The following is a 23,535-nucleotide window of genomic DNA, read 5'->3' as shown; positions in this document are numbered from 1 at the left end:
GGCGTTCACCTCACGAGGACGGGAACCAGCGGGCCGGCCGAGCCGCCTGCGAGTCCGCTGGTGGTGCAGGGGCTGCCAGTGGCACTGGCATTGCCCAGGTACTCGAGCTGCACGTCATCGACCGGGATCTTCATGGGCTCGAGCATGAGCATGCAGGCGAAATCGACCACCTTGCGGCTGGTGTTGACGATGGGCACCGTCACGATGCGACGGTCCGCGCCATAGGTCCTGTGCTGGGCCGATGTGGCGACCGAAGAAAAGCCGCCACCCTGCTGTCCGCACTGCGACGGGTTGTTGCCGCAGGGCGTGAACGCCAGGCGCTGGGCGAGAAAGTTGGGCGTGCTGCCCGAGCTGCCGTTGTAGGCGCTGCGACCGGCGCTCCAGGTGCTGGTGTTGTAGATATAGCCGGTGTAGTCGGGCCGGCCCACGCTGGGTCCGCTGGAGTTCTTGTAGATGCCGAACCGGTAGTTCCAGATTTCGACGATGGAAGCCTGAACGCCGGGTGTGCCCAGGGTGTCGCCCAGCTTGCTGCCGCAATGGCCGTTGAGCTCGTCGGCGGTCTCGGAGGCGCTATTGGATCCGTCCAGATTGGCCCAGCCGAAGGTGCTGCCGCCGTTGGACTTGGCCAGCAGGGTGAGCCAGTCTCCCACTGTGTAGCCGTAGTCGGGCTTGGTTGCCCCAGGCGTTTTGGCCTGCAGTGCCACGGGAATCGGGCAGGCGCTTTGCGCGCTGGCCCTGGTGGCCACTGCATAGGTGCCCACATTGCCGGTGGCCGGAAAGCTGGCGCTGTTGCCGGAAAAAGCACCCAGGGCCTTCAGCAGCCACATGCCGATATTGGATTGGGTGTGCGTGCACTGCGAATAGACGGCAGCAGTCGCGCTGGTGGTGCTCAGATAGCTGGCGTCGCGAAAGCTGATATCGGCAGTGGTGATCTGGCCCTGACCGCTCCAGTTGGCCGACTGCAGGTTCACTCCGTTGAGATTGCCGGCTGCAGCACCGGCGCTCACGGCGCGGGTGATGGCATCCGGCTGCTTGTTGAGTTCGCGCGCCGCGGCCAGCGCGCAGCTGTCAAGTGCCGTCTGCAGCTCTGTCCTGACGATGAACAGGCGCCCGAAATCGAGCGCGATGCCCATGAATCCCAGCAGCAGCAAAAGAGCCAATGCTGCCGTGACGATGATGGCGCCATGCTGCTGGCGCCGTGAATTGTGCCGGCTGCGGCTTCCGGCAGGCCGCACCAGGGTCGGGGCAGGAATGCGGGTGCTCATGATGGCCTCTCATAGGGCGGCAGAACCGGTGAATGATTGCGGGTCAGAGGCGGTCGGCACCGCAGCAGGACTGCTGCGCCGACCCCTTTGACATCGCTCCTAGGTGCAGGTGCCCGTCAGGCAGTTTGTGACTCGTGTGATGAAGTCCGCAAACTTGCCGCCAGCCAGGCCCTGAATCGCCACGACCAGTGCTATGGAGACCACGGCAATGATCAGCGCGTACTCGACGACCTGCGCACCTTCATCGTCCCTGAGCAGTTGCTGCAGACGCAGGCCCGATTGGGTGATGGAGTACATGGCGTTCTCCTGTAAAGGTGTATGTCCGGGACAGCCTTGAGCCGGCTCAAGAGCAGGTCGAGGTTGTCAGGCAGTTCGTGACGCGGGTGATGAAGGAGCTGAAGCCACCACCGGAGGAGGTGAGGGCCTTGAGCGCGACGACCAGTGCGATGGAGACCACGGCAATGATCAGTGCGTATTCGACGACCTGCGCACCCTCATCGTCACGAGCAAAAGACAGCAGGGAATGGCCAAATTGTTGAGCGATATGGGACATGATGAACCTCACAATGTTGATGGATTGAAGACAGTTTCGAAAGGTCGGCGGCTGTGCCGAGGGCTGGCGTGCAAGGCCGGTGTGCGATCGGTGCTCCTTTCGGAATCAATTGGTTGGATGGTGAAAAACCGTGGGCTGTTCAGGGCGTTCCGCCGCTGCCGCCGGAGTTGTTGCTGGTCAGCGAGCCGCCGATGTTGATGACGTTGATGGCCTGAGGCGGGCTCTTGTAGCTTTGCTCGTACCGCTCCATGCTGTGGCGCGTGGCGCGACCGTCCATGCCGGTGGCGCCGTCCACGCCGACTCCGGCCGTCTTGCCCGCTTGCGGGTCTATGGTCATCTGCAGTCGGGCGCTGCGTACGGCTTCGCCAAAGCGGGCGTCGTAGTGCGGTGTTGCGCTGCTGCAGCCCGCCAGCAGGGCGGCGAGGGCCACGGGAAATAGGATGCTGCGTTCGGTCATGGCTTGCCTCCGGTTCAGGTGGGCGGATTCAGGGGAGCAGGGCGGTCGACCGAGGGCTCGGCCGGCGCTTGGGGTTGCAGCTCCTGGGGTGCTGCGGCTGGTGCCGGCATCGGTGTCGCTGCGCCGGCAGGCATGGCAGGTGTGGGCGCCGTCTTCTCTGCGGGCGCGGGCTTGGAGCTCTCCAATGCGCCGTTCAGATAGACCTCGGCGCGTGAGGGCACCACATGGTTGTCGGTGGGCACCCTGGGGGCTTCGGCCAGAGCCTGTACCAAGCGCGGCGTGATGACGAACATCAGCTCGGTCTGATCGGTCTGGAACTCGGTGCTGCGGGCCAGCGCGCCGAGAACCGGTATCTCTCCCAGCCCCGGAAAGCGCTTGATGGCCTCGGTGACGTTGTTCTTGATGAGGCCCGCAATGACCAGGCTTTGTCCGTCATTGAGCTGCACCGTGGTGTCCGCGCGCCTTACCGTGAGCGAGGGAATGACGGAGGTGACGCCGTTGATGGAGGTGAAGGGCGAGCCGGTCTGCGACAGATCAGAGACCTCGGACACCAGCTTGAGGTTGACGCGCGAGTTGCCGAGCACGGTGGGCGTGAACTTGACGCCGATACCGAACTCCTTTTCCTCCAGCGTCATGACCGGCACGCCATTGGTATTGGTCTGGGCCACTGGAATGAAGATCTTGCCGCCCGAGAGAAAGCTCGCCTGCTGGCCGCTGATGGCCATGATGTTGGGCTCGGCCAGGATGCGCACCAGGCCGTCATCCTTCTGGCCATCGATACTGATCGAGCCCCTGCCCAGGCGCATGGCGTTCAGCAGGCCGCCGCCGCCGCTCAGGAAGTTGGAGAGGATGGTGTAGCTGTTCTGGCCGTTGCTGGTGACGCGCTGGCCGCTGAGGCTGGAGCCCAGCTTGTCGAGCAAGGTCTTGCTGATTTCGGCAATCTTGACTTCCAGCATCACCTGGTGAGGCGAGGTGGTGCGCAGCAGGTTGACGATCTTCTTGCTGTCGCTGTAGGCGCCGGCCAGCGTCACCACATCGTCCAGGCGCAGCGGATTGCTGATCTCTCCGCTCAGGACCAGGGCATTGTCGGCACCCTGGACGCGGATGCTGCGTTCCTCCGGCATGAGCTCGCTGAGCTTGGCCTGCAGCGGTCCCGGGTCCATGGTGACGATCACATCCTTGATGAAGCAGGCACCCTGGGCGTTCTGCAGGATGACGTTCATGGAGCCGGACTTGCGGCCGCGAAAGAACAGATCCCTGGGGCTGAGCAACTGCACTTCGATATCGCCCATGCCGTTCTGTACCTGCATCTGCGGCTGTCCGGTGGCGGCTGCCTGGCCGGCTCCCGGCGTCTGGCCGCTGACCAGGATGCGCGCCATCGGCGAGTTCAGCGGAATGACCACCGATTTACCCAGCGTGACCGTGGTCGGGTCTTCTGTGTGAATGGCCGTACAGTTCCTGGCGGGCAGGGTGGTGCGAGGAGCTGCGGGAGCGGGGGCGGCCGAAGCCGCGGCCGCAGTGCCGGGCTGGGCAGCTGTGCCCGCAGACTGGGCCAGCACAGGTGCTGAGCTGGCGAGCAGCATGCTAGCTGCTATATATAAGTGATGGTGTTGCACGGCCGACCTCTCTGAGTGGTTGCGGGTAGAAGATCAGAAGCAGTTGAGAGTTCGAGCGCCGCCCTGGATCACTTCGACACAGGTGGCTGTCGAAGCCTGGGGTGCGGGCCTGGCTCGCTGCATCACGGGTTTGGCAGGTGCTGCTACCTTGACGGGGGCAGGTGCAGGCTCAGGTGTTCCAAACAGCTGGTGCTTGGTGATGCCGACGGTGCTGGTCGGGTCCTTGTCGATCTGGTTGCGCAGCACCAGTGACAGATTGCCCACGCTGCGTGCAAGATCGAGCTTCTCGGCATCTTCGGGGCTCAGCTCAAGGGTGACGGCGCTCACCACCTTGGGTTTGGTTTCGTCGCGGTCGGCTTCCTGGGCCACGGCCAGGACCAGCACGTTTTCAAGTACGGTCTTGCTGATCTGGCGCGAATCCTCCATCTTGCCGGCCTGCTCCTGCTGGGCATTGACCACCACATCCACGTAGTTGCCGGGCAGGGCGAATCCCGCCACACCGACCACATCGTTGACGCGCACCGTCATGGCCCGCTTGCCCGGAGCGATGACGGCTGCCAGTCCGCCCTTGGTGCCGACCGGGGCCAGCTTGCCTTCGAGCACAGCCTCGCCGCGCAGCACGCCGACCTTGACGACCCGGTCTTGCAGCTGCTGCATGTCATGGAAAGCGCCATCCGGTATGGAGCCCCGCGGCCAGTCCACCGTGTTCAGCATGTTCGGCAGGATCTTGCCGCCCAGTGGAATGTCGGTGGCAGCAACGACCACCTTGTCGGCGTCCAGGCTGCCGCGCTGGGCGACCCAGTTGGCGGCGTAGACCGCAGCCGCCAGGCTGGCCAGTACGGCGAGGACAAACAGACCCAAAGCTTTGAGGTTTTTCATGGGAGGCTCCCGCTATGCCGTGATGTAAGTGACTAGACCCAGGTGAACTGCCGAGCGACCAGGAACGCCAAGGTTCCCAGGGCGATGCTGACGCCGTAGGGCAGCTTGCCTACGGAATGCGCCGAACTGGAGCGGGCATCGGGAGCGATCCCTGCCGCGACATTGATGTAGAGCAGCTGGACCGCCTCGGCAGAGTTGCGCAGCAGCTTGCCGGCCATGCGGTGCCAGAGTGCGTAGCCGATGGCTGCCACACCGCCGGTGATGAAGACAAAGATCACGGCCTGCCAGGTGGCTTCGGGTCCGATGAAGCTGCCGACCATGGCCATCAGCTTGACGTCGCCGCCGCCCATGGCATGCAGCAGATACAGAGGCAGCATCATGGCCAGACCCAGCGCCATGCCGCCCAGTGCCCAGAAAAAGCCGCCGCCATGGGGGTGAGGTGCCAGCAAGCCATAGAGCAGGGCCAGGGCGATGCCGCCGAAAGTCAGGCGATTGGGGATGCGCCGTGTGCGCAGGTCGCTGATGCTGGCCGCCAGCAGAAGCAGCAGTAACACCAGCGAGCGCGGCTCTGTGAACAGGCCAGCCATCAGCTCGGATGCTGCGCTGAGTTCGGAAGATGTCATGGTCAATCTCCAGTTCTGTGTTCAGCGAATCCTGTCCAGACCTCAGATGCCACGCTGGCTGCTGCTGCTGCTGCGTTCAGGTCATTTGGCGGGTGCCGGCATGATTCGGGCGATCTGTGACTAAATACAATTTTTCTATCAACTTCATTCTTTTGTTTAATTTTGTGGAAATACTATTCCTATAGAAAACGCTTATCAATATTCTGGTTCGTAAGAATTTTCCTAATCATCATGAGATGCAAATGTGACGCTGTTGTAGGTTGCGTAAGCAGTGGTCTCAGCGCTTGCTGACGCAGTCCGGCCAATGGTCGGTGCCGGCTGCAAGGGGCGATCACAGGCCTTGCCTGGAGCCCGCGTGTAGAGGGCCCGGGAGGCGGCAGAGGCGTTGATGCGGTTTGAAGAGCGACCGGGCCCGGTGGGGCCGGGCGGTGCCCGGGGTCAGGCCGGCAGGCGCTGAAATGCGTTACGGGCGTTACCCATATTCCGGGGTCTGAAGTGCCCGCTGCTGCATGGCGGGGCAGGCCCGGGGCGTCGGCATCACGGCTGAGGGCAGGGCCGTGGCGGACTGAGTAGCCGCTTTGAGGGATGAGGCCGGGGTAATCCCCGGCAAGCCGCGCCCGGCAGGAGGCCGGCGTTTCCTGCTGGCCTGCTGGCGGCGTCCTGACTACAGTCTGCTGCGAGCGTTGACCCGGCTTCAGGCAGCACCCGCCCGGCGCAGTTACAGGGAACGTGATGCTATATAAAATATAGCTTATAGCGCTTTTGCTGAATAGATTTCACTGCTGAAATGGCTTGATTTCATTGTCAGCGATGCGGTAGATGCTTCTATTTTTGATTGCCTTCTAAAGGCAAGAGAACATCGGCGCAGCTTCAGGCATTTGCTCTGCGCTGGCTGTGCAGGCCGAGCAGCACCAGCACGACCGCCACCAGCGGCAGCATGCCGATATTGATGCCGTTCCAGCCGGCGCTGTGCAGCAGCTGCCCCGATCCGAACGAGGCCACGGCCACCGTGCCGAAGACCAGGAAGTCGTTGAGTGCCTGCACCTTGGCACGCTCCGAAGGGCGGTAGCACTCGGTCAGCAGCGCCGTGGCGCCAATGAAGCCGAAGTTCCAGCCCACGCCCAGCAAAATCAGCGAGCCCCAGAAGTGGAAGATGTCCAGGCCCATCAAGGCCAGCACGCCGGCCGCGCCTATCATCAGCAGGCCCAGAGCGGTCACGGGCCGCTTGCCATAACGCGCAATCAGCTTGCCGGTAAAGAAGCTGGGCACGAACATGGCCAGCACATGCCATTGGATGCCCATGGCGGCTTCGCCCACGCTGTGGCCGCAGCCCACCATGGCCATGGGCGCAGCGGTCATCAGGAACGCCATCAAGCCGTAGCTGACCACACCGGCCGCGCAGGCCACGACGAACTGGGGCGTGCGGGCAATTTCGCCCAGAGGCCTGGCGTCGCCGACCACGGCTTTCTTGCTCTGAGGCGGCGGCAGGCGCAGGCCCATGAGCAGAGGCAGAGCCAGCAGGGCCAGCGCCGCCTGGCTGTAGAAGCTGCCGGCAAACGGGGTGGCAGGCAGGGCGTCGCGCGTCCAGATCACCACCTGCGGGCCGATGATGGCGGCAATCAGGCCGCCGATCATCACGCGCGAAATGGCCTTGGCCTGCTGCGCGGGCTCGCTCACCATATCGGTGGCGGCAAAGCGGTAGCTCTGCACGCAGGCCGCATAGAAGCCGGCCAGCGCCGTGCCGATGCAGAAGGTGACGAAGTCGCTGTGCGCAATGCCTTGTGCGGCGACCACGCCGGAGATCACGCCCAGAATGGCGCCCAGCACATAGGCCGCGCGGCGACCCATGCGGTTCATGATCCAGGCCGTAGGCAGGGTGGATAGCGCCAGCCCGAGCTGGTAGATGCTGACCGGCAGGGTGGACGCTGCGGGGTTGGACGACAGCTGCTGCCCGACCAGGCCGCCCAGTGAGATGATGATGGGCGGAGAGGCTCCCCCCAGGGATTGGGCTGCGACCAGCAGGCCCATGTTGCGGCTTTGTTGTGTGTTGTTGTCTGATTGCATAAATCGCTTTGGCTGCCCATGCTTGTGCGCAGATTTGTCACATCTTGCAGCATTCATATTGGCCGCACATTAAAGGGTTTGCTGCGGGTATGCATGCAGATGCAAGCCTGGTGATCGAAGTAAATGGAAGTGATATGACGCTGAAATCCCCAACCGGCTTTGCAGGCCTGAACATCGCTTTGGCGCTCATGAGCTGGGCGTCGATGGCGCATGCCGAGACGGCAGACACCTCGCATGAAGCGGTGGTCTGGTCGGCGAGCTATCGCGGCGAGATCGCCGGCAAGGCCGTCAAGCTGGAGCTGTGGCGGCTCGACGGCGCCGTTGGCGGCAGCTACTGCTACGAGCCCTGCAATCGGCCCGGAGCCACGCTTGATCTGGAAGGCTCGGCAAGCGGACAGCTGACGGAAACGCCCATGACGGGGGCAAGCGACCCCAAGCCTTCGGGCCGCTGGTCGCTGGCGGCATTGCCGGGCATGGCGCCACCGCGTCTGCAGGGCCAGTGGCAGTCCATGGATGGCAAAAGACGCTGGCCGGTCAATCTGCTGCGCCAGCCCCCGGCCTTCTCCCATACGCTGCATTACGAGCTGCGCCTGCTGATGAATCAGAAGCTGCGCTCCCTGGCCGACTGCGGCGAACATACGGACCTCCAGGTTTCCGCCATCCAGGTCTACGAGCAGGGACGCCTGAAGCAAAGCCTGCCAACCGACGCCGTGGGCAGTTGCTGGCTGGTGCAGCCGCGCTGGGTGGATGCGAATTTTGACGGCTGGCCGGATCTGACCCAGGCGCTGGATCTGCCTGCGGGGCCGAATATTGCGCACCGCACCTGGCTTTACGACCCGGGGACTCAGAAGTTGGTGCTGGGGCCGCAGTCCCTGCAGGAGATCAGCTCGCCCGCCTTCGATGGCAAGGCCAAGCGCATCTACAGCGAATGGCGAGCCAGTTGCTGCAGCCATGGCGTGGACATCTATGCCTGGAAGCCCGCAGGGCCGGAGCTGGTTGAGCAGGCCGAAAGCCATATGCTGCCGGTGCGCAAGGGCGGCAAGCTCATGGCCTGCTATCAGATGCCGGCCTATGCACAAGGCCATGTGCGCTGGCCTAGCGGCCTGTACCAGCGCGGCGGCGACCTGAGTCTGGCGCAGGAGCCCGCCGCCGACTGGTGCGATGCTGACCCTAGCGCCACCATGGGCCAGAACCAGGTACAGGTGCTGGCCGAGCCCAGAGCCGGACAGCCACCCCAGGTTCTCAAGACCTATGGCGCAAGCTACCGCAAGGTCGAGACGCCCCAAGGCGCCCGCTACTGCCCCGATATCGCAGTCTTCGATGCCGATGCCCGCAAGGTGGTGCGTGTGCTGATGAGCGAGAACGTCGAGCAGGACTGCGAGACGGAAAAGCCCGCCGGGACTCAGCCCTGAAAACGGTTTATGGCGTTGCATGGAAATCGCTTGCTGCTATCGTTTTTGGATGGTTTGCGTGTTATACAATTTAACCGAATTGAGATTCATTCTCAATAAACCTTAGCCACGCACTTCGTTCTAGCCATAGGAGATCAATCAAAAACGAGGTCTACATGGCAACCCCGGTTCGTGGCGGCGCAGGCAAGGTGCCGCCGGCATCCGCACAGTTCGCGCCATTCGCGTATTGGCTTTCTTCTGCGGCGTGCCGCAGCCCGCGCTCTGCCGTGGGTCTGGCGGTATTGCTGGCTCTGAGTGCCACATCCCATGCCCAGACGCTGCCTCAGACAGCGCCGTCGCCGGAAAAACGCCTGAGCGAAGTCACGGTTTCCGACAAGCAGGACGGCAGCGGTCTGCCCGCGCTTGCCCCTGGCGCCCAGGTTGCCAAAGGGGCGGCGCTGGGGATGCTGGGCAATGTGGATGTGATGGATGCTGCTTTCAACATCACCGCCTACTCCGAAGAGCTGATCCGCGACCAGAATGCGGCCACCGTGGCTGCCGTGCTGGAAAACGACTCTTCGGTGCGCTTCACCACCAATACCGGCCATGTCAACGAGAACTATGTGATCCGCGGCTTCGACGTCAACGCCAGCGAAGTGGCTTTCAACGGCCTGTACGGGCTGGCGCCCGACAGCCATGTGCCGACCGAGATGATCGAGCGCGTGGAACTGCTCAAGGGCCCGGGTGCGCTGCTCGGCGGCATGGCTCCCAACGGCGCGGTGGGCGGTGTGGTGAATGTGGTCAGCAAGAAGCCGCAGGCCGAGGATCTGACCCGGCTGACCACCACCTACACCTCGGGCTCGCAGCTGCAGGAGCATGTGGATGTATCGCGGCGCTTCGGTCCCGAGCGCCGCCTGGGCATACGTTTCAATGGTGCGCTGTCCAGCGGGGAAACCGAGGTCGACGACCAGAAGCGCCGCCGCCGCCTGGGTGCCGTGGCACTGGACTATCAGGGCGATCGCTTCACGCTGGGGCTGGATGCCTATCACTACAAGGTGAACCTGGACAACGGCAGTCCGGTGATGGTGAGCTTTGGCAAGATGAAGAATCTGATTGCGGCGCCGGATGCCAGCAACAATCTGTTCCGCGGCGTCAATACCGAAGTGGAGAACAAATCGGTGGCGCTGCGCGGCAGCTTCGAGCTCAGCGACAGATGGCAGCTCTACGGCAGCCTGGGCAAGGCCTGGCATGACTATGCAGGCCAGCCCACGGGCACGCGCGTGGTGCTCAATGCCGTGGGAGACGGCTCTGCCGTGGGCCAGACCTATAACCTGCAGGGCTATACCAACAGCACGGCGCTGGATGCGGGTTTGCGCGGGCGCTTCAAGACCGGCGATGTGGGCCATCAGCTGGTGTTCTCGTTCAACGAGCTGCAGCAGCAAAGCGGGCGCGCGCTGCCCATCGTGGTCAGCAGCAGCTACACCACCAATATCTACGACCCGGTGCTGCCGGTTCTGGCCGGACCGCGCAATGCCGTGCGCCAGGAAAACGACAATGTGATCCGCAGTTTCGCCGTGGCCGATACCCTGAGCCTGCTGCAGGACAGGCTGCAGCTGACGCTGGGCGCGCGCCACCAGCGCGTGAATCAGAAGATGAAGGGCTACGACGAGAGCGCCGTCACTCCCATGCTGGGCCTGGTGGCCAAGCCCTGGGGCGAGGCTCTGTCCTTCTACGCCAACTACATCGAAGGGCTGAGTCCGGGCCTCGAGGTCGGCTCCACCTACGCCAATGCCGGCGAGACATTCGCGCCCTACAAATCCAAACAGATGGAGGCGGGCGTGAAGTGGCGCCGCGCAGGCTGGACGAATACGCTGTCGCTGTTCCAGATCGAGAAGCCTTCGACCACCATCGATACGGCGGCCAATACCCTCAAGCTCAATGGCGAGCAGCGCAATCGCGGTGTGGAGTGGAATACCTTTGGTGCCGTGAGCTCCCGTTTGCGCGTGCTGGGCGGCATCACCTACCTGCAGCCCAAGCTGACCAGCACCCAGGGCGGCGCCAACGACGGCCATGATGCGTTCGGAGCAGCACGCTGGGCGGCCAATCTGGCGGCGGACTGGGATGTGCCGGGTGTGGCCGGTCTGGCGCTGAACGCACGCCTGGTGCACACGGGCAAGCAGTGGGTCAACTCGGCCAACACCTTGCGTGCCCCGAGCTGGACGCGTTTTGATGTCGGCGCGCGCTACACCACGCGCATTGCCGACAAGAAAGTGGTCTTGCGCGGCACGGTGGACAACGTCTTCGGCCGCAATTACTGGGCCGGCGCCTTTGCCGACAACTTCCTGACCGTGGGCGCGCCGCGCACCGTGCGCATCAGCGCGGCCGTGGACTTCTGAGGCGGAGTAAACATCAATGCATGAAGATCATCAAGGGTTGCCATTGCCGGTGACGCGTCACCGGCCATCGGGCAGGAGACTGCGTTCCGTGCTTGTTCCTGGTTTGCTGGCTGCGGCTGGCGTCGGCGTCGCCAGCACGGCCGGTGCGGCCAAACCTTTGCCCGCCGACACCACTCAGAGCGCGGCCAAGGCGGCATCGTCGCTGGCGGTGCGCGAGCCGCTCTCAGGTCGGCTGTCACCGGGACAGGTGCTGAGCCTGCAGCTGGAGGCACCGGCCGGTGCCGTGGTGCGCGGCAATCTGCAGGCGCTGGGCGTGGTGCTCGATGTGCAGACACCTGACGGGCGCCATCTGCGGCGGCTGAGCCAGGGCGAAGGCGTCGATCACGCATTCAGCTGGCTCAGCCGGGGCAAGGCGAAGGAGCGTCTGGTGCTGCGTGCAGAGAACGTCCCGCCTTATGCATCGACAGCAAACAGCATGTCGGTGGCGCAGGGCGGGCACAGCGATGCACCGACCCATGCCGCGCCCAGTCCTGGCGCCTACGAGCTGACGATCACCCAGGTGCTGGCGCCGTTGGCGGCTGGCCATGGGCCTGCGGCAGAGATCGAGCCCGAGCCGCTGCGCAGCCCCAGGCTCAAGGCCTTGCAGGCAAGGCTCGCGCAGGGCGGCGACAGCCGTGGCTTCTGGCAGGAAATGAAACGCCAGGGAACGCCGCTGATCGAGCCCTGGGATGCCGAGCATCAGCTGGTGAGCTTTGTCTGGCGCGGCGCGGGGCAGTCCGTGCGGCTGTTCGGCAGTCCCTCGGGCAATCATGAGCCGCTGCAGCGCCTCGGAAGCAGCGATGTCTGGTGGGCCAGTTTCGTCATGCCCAGTGATGCGCGTCTCAGCTATGGCTTTGCGCCCGATGTGCCTGCGGTCTCGGCCGATGCCATGATTCAGCGCCGTGCCATTCTGTCCACCTTGCAGCGCGATCCGCTCAATCGCCAGAGCTGGGGGCGGTCTGCGGATCTGCCGGCGGTGCAGGATCGCTTCGACGGTCGCTCCGTGCTGACACTGGCCAAGGCACCGCCCCAGCCCTGGAGCCAACCCCGTGCCGGCGTGGCTGCCGGCCAGCTGCAGCGTCACTGGCTGGACAGCCAGGAGCTGGGCAACGGGCGCGATATCTGGATCTACAAGCCGCAGGGCTGGCAGCAGTCCGATGCGGCTCAGCGTTCCCTGCTGGTGCTGTTCGACGCACAGGCCTATCTGCGCCAGGTTCCCACGCCCGCCATCATCGACAACCTGATGGCAGACGGCCTTGTGCCTGCAACGGCTGTCGTGCTGGTGGCCAATGGCGCAGGCGACGCACGCAGCCGCGAGCTGCCGCCCAATCCGGTGTTTGCCGACTTCATGGGCAGGCAGCTCATGCCCTGGCTCAAGGCACAGGGCATAGCGGCAGCTGCCGAGCGCACGGTGATTGCCGGATCGAGTTATGGCGGCCTGGCCTCAAGCTATGTGGCGCTGCGCCATCCGCAGTGGTTTGGCAATGTGCTCAGTCTTTCGGGCTCCTACTGGTGGGCTCCCAAGGGCGAGTCGCCCAACTGGCTGGCGCGTCAGTATCAGCAATCGCCGCAGCTACCGATCCGCTTTTACCTGGATGCCGGGATCTACGAGGGGGCTCGTGGCGGGCAGGCAGGCATACGCGAGACCAGCCAGGAGCTGGGCGATGTATTGCGTGCCAAGGGCAATAGCGTGGTGCAGCGCGTGCACAGCACCGGCCACGACTATGTGCACTGGCAGGGCTCGCTGGCCTGCGGGCTGCTTGCGTTGACGGGGCGCGAGCCATTGACCGAGAGGCTCAAGGAGCAGGTCGCGCAGTCCTGCGGGCTCTGAGTCCGGGAGGTACGAAAAAAGGGGCCTCAGGCCCCTTTTTATTGGCCCGCAGCACCTGCTTGTGAAGCGCTGCGGGCTTTCATGCAAGCTGCTACTTGAGCTTGTTGCCGCATTCGCCGCAGAACAGGTCATTGGCTGCCACGGGGGCGCTGCAGGCGGGGCAGCTCGGCGCCGCCTGGCTCTGGCGGGCTTTTTCAGCGGCTTGTGCTTCGGCACGGACCCGGGCCGCTTCACGCTCGGCTGCCTGCTGCTCGGCCTGTGCCTTCAGACGCTGGGCCTCGGCCTGCTGACGTGCTTCTTCGGCAGCCTGGGCTGCGGCGCGTTCCTCTGCGGCCTGGGCTTCCGCACGCTGGCGTGCGGCCAGTTCCTGGGCTTCGGCGGCAGCACGTTCGCGTACCGCACGTTCGTGTGCCGCACGCTCTCGGGCTGCCTGCTCGGCGGCCTCGGCTTCGGCCTTCAGACGGGCTGCCTCGGCTTCGGCGCGCAGGCGTGCCGCTTCGGCTTCGCTGCGCTGGCGGGCGGCTGCTTCTTCAGCGTCTTGACGTGCCTTGTCTGCCGCGTCGGCTGCAGCGCGCTCACGTGCCTGCTGTTCGGCAAAGGCCTGCTCGGTGGATGCGGCTGCGGCAGCAGTCAGGCCTGCTGCGGCGGCTGCTGCGGTGGCATTGCCGTCGGTTCCGGGCTGGATGTCGGTGGCGGCGGGCTTGGCTGTGGCTTCCTGCAGGCGCTCGCTGGCAGCCTGCTTGGCACGCTCGGCGGCGGCCATGGTGCGTTCTGCGGCAGCCATGGTCTGGGCCTTGGCTTCTTCGGCCTTTTTGCGCACATCGCCAATCAGGCTGTCCAGTGCACCCTCGGCTTCGGCAGGGTCCACGCTTTCACGGGCCTGCAGATAGATCAGGTTCATGCCCATAATGGCCACCTGGGCCAGCAGGGCGCCCACCACGCAATAGAGAACGCCCAGGCCGGCAATGAGGCCGGTGCTGCCGCCGCCCATCATGCCCATGGGATTGAAGCCACCGCCGTACCCACGGCCGTAGCCGCCGCCCATGAACATGCCGGCCATGGAGCCGGCATCTCCGGTAATGCTCATGGCCATCCCGGTCAGGGAGACGGTGGCGGGAACCAGTCCGGCAAACAGCATGAAGCAGACCAGGCCCAGAATGACGTAGAGCACGACTTCCATCAGCACCACTTCGACCAGGCGCTTGCGTGCAATGCTCAGCACATTGGCCAGCGCAGCCTTGACGGACAGGCCGCTCCAAAGCGCTGGGCCCATCAAGGGGCCGACGACCCAGATCATGGCGATCAGCAAAGCTGCGGCGACCAGCACCAGAATCGGATGGGCCACAAAGGCCAGAATGCTGCCGAGCACGGGAATCTTGCAGATGAAGTAGATGACGGCAGCCAGCAGGTAGTAGGCCAGCGTGGCAAGCAATACCGCCAGACCGACCAGCAGGAACTTGGGCAGGCACAGCAGGCCGGCCGACGCTGCCGCCGAGAAGGAGCGCACGGGCTCGTTCTTGGCCTTGTCCATGAGCATGATGCCGACGCCCGAAGAGCCGGCCAGCAGCGCGATGACGGACGCCAGCATGAAGATCAGGTACATGAAGAAGCCGGCCTTGACCAGCATCCAGGCCGCGCCTGCGATCAGTGCGCCGGTGACCAGCAGCGTCAGAAAGCTCAGCAGCAGCGGTCGCCACTGAGTCAGCCCTTCGGCGGCTCTGGCAAGGGTGGCAAAACGTATTTCTCCCAGGGGTTGCTCTCTCATTTTTCGTCCTGTCTTGTGGTTGAGGCTGGCTGGTCTGGCACGGTGAGCCGCTGGCTGGCCGGGTGTCAAAGCTTGCCGCGGATCTCGCCGGCTTCTATGGTGTAGCGCTCAACGCCGGCGGGCAGACCAGTGTCGATCTTCTTGATGACAGTGACGGGTTTGCCACCCTTGGACTGGGTGGTGCCTGTGGCGGTATTCACACGTCCGGCCTTGACATCCTCGTCCGACTGATCGACCACGATGCTGGAGGAGCCGCGGTTGTCGGCCAGTTCATTGGCCAGCTCCTTGAGCACGTTCATGGCCTGGGTGTATTCCTTGCGACCCTTGGCGGCCAGCGGCATCTCCACGGTCAGGGCGGAGAAGCTGCGCATCTGGTGTGCCTGTCCCGATTGCCCGTCGGCGATGCTGACGGTCCTGGTCTGCACCGGACCGGCCACCGCGCGCTGCTTGGGCGGCAGCTTCTGCATGGCCTGCACGGCCTGGGCTTGCATGCTCTGTGCCTGCTGGGTCTCCTGATCCAGAGCGGCTTGCAGACGCGCAAAGCGCTCGCCCTGACCGCCCGAAACAGCAGGCGCGCCGCCGCCAGGGCCGCAGCTGGGGTCTGCAGAATTGGTGACGCGCGAGAGCATGCAGCTCAGCGATGTGGAGGCATCTTGCAAGGTGGCGCAGCCGCCGAGCAGGGGCGCGGCGCAGGCGAGCACAGTGAGTTTGAGTTTTTTCATGGCTTTCAATCCAGCAGGTCATCCAGCGATGGTGCGGTGCTCTTCTTGACTGGAGGTGTTCTTGCAGGGGCCGGCACAGGCGGTTTGCCGGATGCCGGGGCTGCGGGCAGCTGCGGGCTGGCCGCTTGTGCGGGCGCCGCGCTGACGGTGTCTGGGCTCACCACCACGGGGGCGACTGCGGTGGAGGGCACAGTGACGACACTGCCGGCATTCGGGGCGCTGATAGTGGCACTTTCGGCAGGCGTTGCCTGCGCGGCCGTATTGCCGCCCAGAGGGCCGACCAGGGCATCGGCCTTGGCCTTGTCCTCGGCCGAAATCGCATCCTTGCCGGCCTGGGTCGCACCCGATGCGCTATTGGTGCTACTGCCCGTGCCGGTCAGGCCCTTCATATTGCTGGCCATCATCACACCGCCCGCAATGGCGGCGATCAGCAGTGCCAGCACTGCCCATTTGATCCAGGCATTGCTGCCGCGCACCGGCTCCTGAGGAAAGGCCGGCGGACGGTGGTTGCGCGGCGCAGGGTTGGCTGCAGGCTCAGGCAACGGCGGCCTTGGCGCGGGCTGGTCCATGGGCTCGATCAGGGGTGGAGCCAGACTGGCTTCGTCGATGGCCTGCGCAGCGCCCGAAGTCATCTGAGGCGCGGCCGCCAGCACATCGGCGTCGGCGCGGCTCTCGAAAACCATGCCGCAGCGCGTGCAGAAACGGGCGTCGGGCTTGCAGACCGCCTGGCATTGGCTGCAGATTTTTTCAACCGCAGTGATGGCCGCTTCCGGAGCTTGTCTGGTGCCGCAGTTCTTGCAGAACTTGGCATTCGGAGAGAGCGGATTGCCGCATTGGGAACAATTCATGGTCTGCAATCGAGAAAAGAGTCCGCGGGCGATGGCCGCTGCGCGGCTTTGCTGCCTTGGCAAGGTCCGGAATATGGCCTGTTTCAGGGCAATGGCCTGAACCGGTACGGACTGTGAAAAATGATTTGTATCTTAGCGGCGCATTGGCCGCAGCCTGTTGGATCGCTTTATGCGAAGGTGGACACGCGCAGTTGTGACAGCTTTTTGTCAGGCATGACTGTCAATGAACGGGGTCGCAGTTAATCGGGCCGGGCGCGGAGTTTCGGGAGTTTTCTTGCCTAAGTGACTGATTTGAAAAGAAGGCTGTAAATCAGCTGCTTTATGGCGGTCGGAATTGCCGGGAAAAGCCCGGACTTTGAAATCTGTTTGATTTTTGCAAATGCTTCAAATGGTTGAGATTGTTTTGCGCTGTAAGAATTTCGAGGAAATACAGGCCCTGTCGAACTGCGCGAGTTCGCAAGGCCGGTAATCACTGCTGTGCAACCAGCGTCAGCAACTCGATTCGCGGCGCCACGCCAAGGCGTACGGCAAAACCGGCCCACAGGCCTGCGCCGCTGCTGACCAGCAGCTTCATATTGCCGACGTCATATTCGCCGCGCACAAAACCGTTGTTGACGGGGGCCACCAGCCAGCGGTCCATGCCCAGGATCAGCCCGCCATGGGTATGGCCCGAGATCTGCAGATTCACGCCCTTGTCCGCGTTGTCGCGCGCGAACTTGGGCTGATGTGCCAGCAGGATATGAAACGCTGCCCCCGCCTTGCGGGCCTGGGCGGCAACCGCATCCACGTCGGGGGGGATGCCTTCGGCCTCCTCGGGATTGGCATTGTTGGGCGAGGTGCGGCCGAACACCGGGTCGCCGATGCCGGACAGCGCCAGCTTGCTGCCCTTGATGCTCAGCAGCTGCGTGCGGTTTTCCAGCAGATTCAGGCCCAGGCGGCGGAACTCGGCCATCCAGGCGTTGTAGCCGCTGTAGTACTCGTGGTTGCCCGGTGCCGCCCAGACGCCGTAGCGTGCGCTCAAACCGGCCAGTGGTGCCACATGGGGACGGCTGGTGGCGACATCGCCGTCCACCATGTCGCCGGGCAGCACGATCAGGTCAGGTGTGGTGGCAAGGGTACGCTGCACGATGGTCTGCACATAGCTTGCATCGTTGATCGGGCTGGCGTGGATATCGGCCAGCACGGCAATGCGCAGGCCCTGCAGTGCGGCAGGCAGGTTTCTGACCGCTATCTGCTGCTCGTGCACCCGGGGTGGCTGCAGGGCGTTGAAGACACCGATGGCGCTCAGGCAGCCGGTTGCGATCACGGCGGCCATGGTGAGAGCGGGAAGATGCAGCAGCTGCGCCAGGCCGGTGCGTCCCATGAGCCGGGCGATGAGCCACAGCAGATCGCGCAGCAGCACGAACAGTGCCAGCATCAGCAGCATGGCCAGAATCCAGCCGCCCGGAACCTGCAGGCGTGCCACCAGGGCGTAGGGCAGGGCGTTGGTCTGCACGGCCTTGAGCAGCAAGGCCGGGGCGACGCCCAGCAAGCTTGTGATCAGCACGGCCAGCAGGCGGGCCAGACGGGACGTACCGTTGAGGCTGGAGACAGGCCACCAGAGCCAGAGAGCCAGAAGAGGGATGACGAGAGCAGCAGTCGAAACCATGTGTAGCGGAGAAATCAAAACACGACTTGCGCAAAACGGGCTCAGGCCGGGCGACGGCCCTAGAAGGCAGGCCGTTGTCGCATTCCTGTTTGCGTAAGTCCTACATAAATTGCCGCGAGCATAGCAAGCGTTGCTGTCCCTGCGATGAATGCCGCTGCTGCCGTCATCGCCGGCGCAACGCAGTGCGTTGAAAATGGCGCGGCACGGCTGCTTTTGCCATTGCTGCGCAAGACTGGTCAAGGACGGGGATAATCCCAGCCCTTATGTCTTTGAAGATCAACTTCCCCGAGTCGCTCCCCGTATCCAGCCGTCGCCAGGAAATCATGGAGGCCATGGATCGCCATCAGGTCATCATCGTCTGTGGCGAGACCGGCTCGGGCAAGACCACGCAGCTGCCCAAGATCGCACTGGCGCTGGGCCGGGGCAGGCTCAATGCCGCCCCCGATGCCAACGGCCAGGTTCGCGGCCATCTGATCGGCCACACCCAGCCGCGCCGCATTGCCGCCAGCTCGGTGGCCAAGCGCATTGCCGAGGAGCTGAACACCCCGCTGGGCGAAGTGGTGGGCTACAAGGTGCGCTTTCAGGACACGCTGCAGAAGAACGCCTCCGTCAAGCTGATGACCGACGGCATCTTGCTGGCCGAGACCCAGACCGATCCGCTGCTCAAGGCCTACGACACGCTGATCATCGACGAGGCGCATGAGCGCAGCCTGAACATCGACTTTCTGCTCGGCTATCTCAAGCAGATCCTGCCCAAGCGCCCAGACCTGAAAGTGGTGGTGACCTCGGCGACCATCGATGCGGACCGCTTTGCCAAGCACTTCGAATCGAAGAACGGTCCTGCGCCCGTGATCATGGTCTCGGGTCGTACCTATCCGGTGGAGATGCGCTATCGCCCGTTCGAGGGTGAAAAGGACAAGGATCTGAACGACGCCATTGCCGATGGCGTGGACGAACTCTGGGCCGGCGGCAAGGGCGGCGACATTCTGATCTTCCTGCCCGGCGAGCGCGAAATTCGCGAAGCCGCCGACCATCTGCGCAAGCATTTGCAGCACTCGCCCACGCTGCGCAGTGCCGAGGTGCTGCCGCTGTTCTCGCGCCTGTCGCAAGCCGAGCAGGACCGTATCTTTGACGGCCATACGGGCCGGCGCATCGTGCTGGCCACCAATGTGGCCGAAACCTCGCTCACGGTTCCGGGCATTCGCTATGTGATCGACGCCGGTACGGCACGCGTGAAGCGCTACTCCTTCCGCAGCAAGGTGGAGCAGCTGCTGGTCGAGCCGATCTCGCAGGCCGCGGCCAACCAGCGCGCGGGCCGTTGCGGCCGTGTGGCCAACGGTATCTGCATTCGCCTGTATGACGAAGAGAGCTTTGTCAGCCGCGACCGCTTCACCGACCCCGAAATCCTGCGCTCCTCGCTGGCCGGCGTGATCCTGCGCATGAAGTCGCTGGGTCTGGGCGATGTGGTGCATTTTCCCTTCCTCGAAGCCCCCTCGGGCCGTGCCATTGCCGACGGCTATCAGTTGCTGGCCGAGCTGGGCGCGGTGGACGATCACGGCCATCTGCTGCCCATGGGCAAGGAGCTGTCGCGCCTGCCGCTGGACCCGCGCGTGGGCCGCATGATTCTGGAAGCGCGCGAGCGCCGCGCCTTGGCCGAGGTGCTGATCATCGCCTCGGCCCTCAGCGTGCAGGATGTGCGCGATCGCCCCATGGAAGCGCAGCAGCAGGCCGACCAGGCCCATGCCAAGTTCGACGACGAGAAAAGCGAATTCAGCGGCTATCTGCGTTTGTGGAAGTGGCTGTCGGATGCGCGCGGCGGCAAGGTCGTGGCCAAGAGCCGCAAGGAGATGGCGGCCCAGCACGCGCCTGCGGCCAAGCCCAATGCGCGCAACCAGGCCTTCCTGCCCGTCAGTCAGCGTGCCAGCGGCGCGCAGGTCGAAGGCACGGTGCAAGAGCGGCTGGCGCTGTTCAACCCCGCCGAGCAGGCCGACGAGGCCACGCACAAGATCAGCAACCGCCAGTGGGAGCAGTTGCTGCGCCAGAACTTCATCAATATCCGCCGCGTGCGTGAGTGGCGAGACATCCACTCTCAGCTGCTGACGGTGGTGAAGGAGCAGAAATGGCTGCTCAACAACGAGGCGGCGGGCTATGAGGCCGTGCACCTGTCCATGCTGTCTGGCCTGCTCGGCAATATTGGCTACAAGGCCGGGGAAAGCGAGAGCTATCTGGGCGCGCACGGCATCAAGTTCCACCCGCATCCCGGCGCCCACCTGAGCAAGAAGCCCGGTCGCTGGATCGTGGCGGCCGAGCAGGTCGAGACCTCGCGCCTTTACGGCCGCGGCATTGCGGCCATAGAGCCGCAGTGGCTGGAGGAGGTGGGCGGCCATCTGCTCAAGAAGCAGCTGCTGGACCCGCACTGGAGCAAGAAGCAGGCCGATGTGGTGGCGCTGGAGCGCGCCACGCTCTATGGCCTGGTGGTCTACAACGGCCGCCGCATCAGCTATGGCCGCGTCGATCCGTACGAGGCGCGCAATCTCTTCATCCGCCAGGCGCTGGTGGAGGGTGAGTGGGAAACCAAGTGGCATTTCCTGCCCGCCAACCTCAAGCTCATGCGCAAGGTCGAGGAGCTGGAGCACAAGAGCCGCCGCCAGGACGTGCTGGTCGACGACGAGCTGATCTTTGCCTTCTACGACCAGCATCTGCCCAAGGATGTGTACAGCGGCGCGACTTTTGACAAGTGGTTTCGTCTTGAATCCAAGAACCAGCCCGAGCTGCTGCGCCTTTCCAAAGATGAGCTGATGCGCCACGAGGCCGCCGGCATCACCACGGACAAATTCCCCAAGACCGTGAAGCTGGGCGGTGCCGATTGCAGCGCCAGCTATCTGCACAGCCCTGGCGACGCGCGCGACGGCATCACGGTCACCGTGCCGCTGTTTGTGCTCAACCAGGTGTCGGAGGAGCGCGCCGAGTGGCTGGTGCCGGGCATGCTCAAGGACAAGATCCAGGCGCTGCTCAAGAGCCTGCCCCAGCGCCCGCGCAGCCGTTTCGTGCCGCTGCCCGAGAGTGCGGCGCGGCTGGCCGAGCTGTTCACACAGAGCGAGCGCTGGGCCCAGGGTGGACTCATCGATGCCTTGCTCAAGCAGGTGCGCGACGAGACTTCGCTGGATGTGAAGCGTGCCGACTTCAAGCTGGACATGCTGAGCCCGCATCTGTTCATGAACTTCCGCATCACGGACGAGCACGGCCGCCAGCTGGGCCAGGGCCGCAATCTGGGTGCGCTCAAGGCCGAGTGGGGCGCCAAGGCTCGCGGCGCTTTTCAGGCGCTTGCTTCATTAAAGGTAGCTGCTAGCGCAAGTGATACAAGCATTTCAGAGACAAAAGTATCTGAAAATGAGAAGGATAAGGCGCAAGCAGCTCCTAAAAATGATAAGGCTGCGGCGGGCAAGCCGGTCCAGTCGCATGATGCACGCTACAAGGACTGGAGCTTTGGCGAGCTGCCCGAGCTTATGGAAATCAAGAAGGGCGGCACCACGCTGATCGGCTTTCCGGCCCTGATCGACCATGGCGACGCCGTCGGCATCGAGGTCTTCGACGAACCCGAGGCCGCAGCCGCAAAGCACCGTGTGGGCCTGCGCCGCCTGTTCGCGCTGCAGATTCGCGATGCGCTCAAGTATCTGGAGAAGAACATTCCCGATCTGCAGAAGATGGCCGTGGCCTATATGCCGCTGGGCACGCAGGAGGAGCTGCGCGGCCAGATCATCGATGTGGCCATAGACCGCGCCTTCCTGCAGGAGCTGCTGCCGAGCAACGAGGCCGACTTCAGGCAGCGCGTGCAGGACGGCCGTGGGCGATTGACGCTGATTGCCAACGAGGTGGCTCGCATGTCGGCCGTCATCCTTGCCGAATACGCGGCCGCCGCACGCAAGATCAAGGACACCAAGAACGCGCCCGAGGCCACCAAGGACGCGAGCGAGCAGCTGCAAAAGCTCATGCCCAAAAACTTCATCGCCGTGGCCCCCTGGGCGCAGCTCGGTCATTACGCGCGCTACCTCAAGGCCATTACCTCACGCCTGGACAAGTACCGTGCCGATCCGGCGCGCGATGCCGCCAAGCTCAAGGAGCTGCTGCCGCTGGAGCAGCGCTACTGGCGGCTGGTGGCCGAGCGCAAGGGGCAGATCGATGCCCGCATGCAGGAGTACCGCTGGATGCTGGAGGAGCTGCGCGTGAGCTTTTTTGCCCAGGAGCTGCGCACGCCGTATCCGGTCAGCGCCAAGCGGCTGGACAAGGTCTGGGCGCAGCTGCAGCAATGATGCAGGCCTGACGGCCTGACGAGTGTGGCCCTGCCTGACTAGGCGGGCCGGCTTTCGCCCTGCAGCAGCGGGTTGCGCGAAAACAGCTCCACCACCCAGTCCACAAAGGCGCGCACCTTGGCGCTGAGGTGGGAATTGGGCGGATAGACCACGTAGATCGGCAGCAGAGGGTGCTTCCAGTCTTCGAGCACCCGTTGCAGCTGGCCGTTTTCCAGGTACTTGTGAATCTGGAAGCGGCTGAGCTGCCCTATGCCCTGGCCCGCAAGGATGGCGCTGATATAGGCATTGCCTTCGTTGATGCCCAGGTGGGCGGGACTGGCGATCTCAATCACTTCGCCGCCCTTGTGAAACTCCAGCGGATAGCGCCGCGCCGATACCGGGGAGAAATAGATCACATTGCGATGGCCGGACTCCAGGTCGCGCGGATGCCGGGGCACGCCGTGGCGCTGCAGATATTCGGGTGCGGCAACCGTGATGAATTCCAGATTGCCGATGCGGCGCGCCACCAGGGACTGGTCGGAGAGTTCGCCGCCGCGGATCACGCAGTCCACGTTGTCGCTGATCAGATCCACGGTGCGGTCGCTCACGCCCAGATCGATCTGTATCTCGGGGTAGCGGGACTGGAACTCGCTCAGATGGGGAATGATGAGCAGACGCGCCACCGTCGTTCCCACATCCACGCGCAGGCGCCCGCGTGGCGTGGTGCGGGCCTGGCTGACGCTGGCCTCGAGGTCGTCGAAGTCGGCGAGCAGGCGCACCGCGCGGTCGTAGTAGGCCGCTCCATCGGCGGTCACGGTGACGCGACGCGTGGTACGGTTGAGCAGCTTCACGCGCAGGCGCTCTTCCAGCGCCTGAACGTTCTTGGTCACACTGGCTTTTGGCATTTGCAGCGAATCGGCTGCACGCGTGAAAGTGCCGGCTTCCACGACCCGCGCGAAAATACGCATGGCCTGTATCTGATCCATGGGATCTCCTTGTCCTCGCGAAAACCCGGACTCGCCGAGGATGCGGGATTCTCACACACAGCTCACCCCGTCATTGTTCGAGAATTGGAAACAGTGTGGCCGCGTTTGCGGGGTTTATGCCGTGAATCACTGTTGCTACATTTCTGTTCCATCACCCGGTCCT

General features: G+C 64.0%; 17 protein-coding genes. 4 read left to right on the top strand and 13 right to left on the bottom strand.

Annotated features, from left to right (window positions below):
* Nucleotides 1-5 precede the first annotated feature (5 nt).
* From ACLBXN_RS10295 to ACLBXN_RS10260, 8 genes are all read right to left on the bottom strand, one after another.
* The gene (locus ACLBXN_RS10295; protein ID WP_447612059.1) at nt 6-1,265 is read right to left on the bottom strand and encodes a pilus assembly protein TadG-related protein; all 1,260 of its coding nucleotides are present in this window, start codon (nt 1,263-1,265) and stop codon (nt 6-8) included.
* Nucleotides 1,266-1,364: 99 nt separating this feature from the next.
* Nucleotides 1,365-1,562 carry a Flp family type IVb pilin gene (locus ACLBXN_RS10290; RefSeq protein WP_211456105.1) on the bottom strand — a complete coding sequence of 66 codons (198 nt, stop codon included), beginning with the start codon at nt 1,560-1,562 and terminating at the stop codon, nt 1,365-1,367.
* Nucleotides 1,563-1,608: 46 nt separating this feature from the next.
* Nucleotides 1,609-1,818 (bottom strand): Flp family type IVb pilin, encoded by a 210-nt coding sequence (locus ACLBXN_RS10285; RefSeq protein WP_046462061.1) that lies wholly within the window; start codon nt 1,816-1,818, stop codon nt 1,609-1,611.
* Nucleotides 1,819-1,957: 139 nt separating this feature from the next.
* On the bottom strand, nt 1,958-2,275 hold the full coding sequence (locus tag ACLBXN_RS10280; RefSeq protein ID WP_407716055.1) for a hypothetical protein: 318 nt from the start codon (nt 2,273-2,275) through the stop codon (nt 1,958-1,960).
* Nucleotides 2,276-2,289: 14 nt separating this feature from the next.
* Nucleotides 2,290-3,858 carry a type II and III secretion system protein family protein gene (locus ACLBXN_RS10275; protein WP_447612058.1) on the bottom strand — a complete coding sequence of 523 codons (1,569 nt, stop codon included), beginning with the start codon at nt 3,856-3,858 and terminating at the stop codon, nt 2,290-2,292.
* 66 nt (nt 3,859-3,924) lie between these two features.
* Entirely contained in the window at nt 3,925-4,770 is an 846-nt protein-coding gene (gene cpaB / locus ACLBXN_RS10270; protein ID WP_211456109.1) for a Flp pilus assembly protein CpaB, read from the bottom strand.
* A gap of 32 nt (nt 4,771-4,802) precedes the next feature.
* A complete protein-coding gene (locus ACLBXN_RS10265; protein ID WP_211456110.1) occupies nt 4,803-5,393 on the bottom strand; it encodes an A24 family peptidase in 591 nt (196 codons plus the stop codon).
* A gap of 870 nt (nt 5,394-6,263) precedes the next feature.
* Nucleotides 6,264-7,457 (bottom strand): MFS transporter, encoded by a 1,194-nt coding sequence (locus ACLBXN_RS10260; RefSeq protein ID WP_447612057.1) that lies wholly within the window; start codon nt 7,455-7,457, stop codon nt 6,264-6,266.
* 134 nt (nt 7,458-7,591) lie between these two features.
* Here ACLBXN_RS10260 and ACLBXN_RS10255 point away from each other — a divergent pair, with 134 nt between their 5' ends.
* The 3 genes from ACLBXN_RS10255 to ACLBXN_RS10245 all read left to right on the top strand — a co-directional run bounded on the left by ACLBXN_RS10255 (nt 7,592) and on the right by ACLBXN_RS10245 (nt 13,114).
* Entirely contained in the window at nt 7,592-8,869 is a 1,278-nt protein-coding gene (locus tag ACLBXN_RS10255; RefSeq protein ID WP_447612056.1) for an XAC2610-related protein, read from the top strand.
* Between the two features lie 155 nt (nt 8,870-9,024).
* Complete coding sequence (locus tag ACLBXN_RS10250) at nt 9,025-11,244, top strand: TonB-dependent receptor (protein ID WP_447612055.1); 2,220 nt, start codon at nt 9,025-9,027, stop codon at nt 11,242-11,244.
* A 16-nt stretch (nt 11,245-11,260) separates the two neighbouring features.
* Nucleotides 11,261-13,114: an enterochelin esterase domain-containing protein gene (locus tag ACLBXN_RS10245; protein ID WP_447612054.1), complete on the top strand. Its 1,854-nt coding sequence runs from the start codon at nt 11,261-11,263 to the stop codon at nt 13,112-13,114.
* Between the two features lie 91 nt (nt 13,115-13,205).
* Here the strand turns inward: ACLBXN_RS10245 and ACLBXN_RS10240 are convergent, their stop codons facing one another.
* From ACLBXN_RS10240 to ACLBXN_RS10225, 4 genes are all read right to left on the bottom strand, one after another.
* Nucleotides 13,206-14,879 carry a zinc ribbon domain-containing protein gene (locus ACLBXN_RS10240; RefSeq protein ID WP_447612053.1) on the bottom strand — a complete coding sequence of 558 codons (1,674 nt, stop codon included), beginning with the start codon at nt 14,877-14,879 and terminating at the stop codon, nt 13,206-13,208.
* 65 nt (nt 14,880-14,944) lie between these two features.
* Nucleotides 14,945-15,601 (bottom strand): hypothetical protein, encoded by a 657-nt coding sequence (locus tag ACLBXN_RS10235; RefSeq protein WP_447612052.1) that lies wholly within the window; start codon nt 15,599-15,601, stop codon nt 14,945-14,947.
* Nucleotides 15,602-15,606: 5 nt separating this feature from the next.
* A complete protein-coding gene (locus tag ACLBXN_RS10230; protein ID WP_447612051.1) occupies nt 15,607-16,449 on the bottom strand; it encodes a double zinc ribbon domain-containing protein in 843 nt (280 codons plus the stop codon).
* Nucleotides 16,450-16,918: 469 nt separating this feature from the next.
* Entirely contained in the window at nt 16,919-18,097 is a 1,179-nt protein-coding gene (locus ACLBXN_RS10225; protein WP_447612050.1) for a metallophosphoesterase, read from the bottom strand.
* 263 nt (nt 18,098-18,360) lie between these two features.
* Between ACLBXN_RS10225 and hrpA the strand changes: the two genes are divergently transcribed.
* Nucleotides 18,361-22,407: an ATP-dependent RNA helicase HrpA gene (hrpA, locus tag ACLBXN_RS10220; RefSeq protein ID WP_447612049.1), complete on the top strand. Its 4,047-nt coding sequence runs from the start codon at nt 18,361-18,363 to the stop codon at nt 22,405-22,407.
* 38 nt (nt 22,408-22,445) lie between these two features.
* On the opposite strand, the gene ACLBXN_RS10215 is transcribed toward hrpA, so the two are convergent.
* Complete coding sequence (locus ACLBXN_RS10215; protein ID WP_167001742.1) at nt 22,446-23,372, bottom strand: LysR family transcriptional regulator; 927 nt, start codon at nt 23,370-23,372, stop codon at nt 22,446-22,448.
* Nucleotides 23,373-23,535: the final 163 nt, after the last annotated feature.

Source organism: Comamonas sp. C24C, from assembly GCF_053345995.1.
Note: the sequence above shows the minus strand (reverse complement) of the source record. Positions and strands in the feature narration are given on the sequence as shown.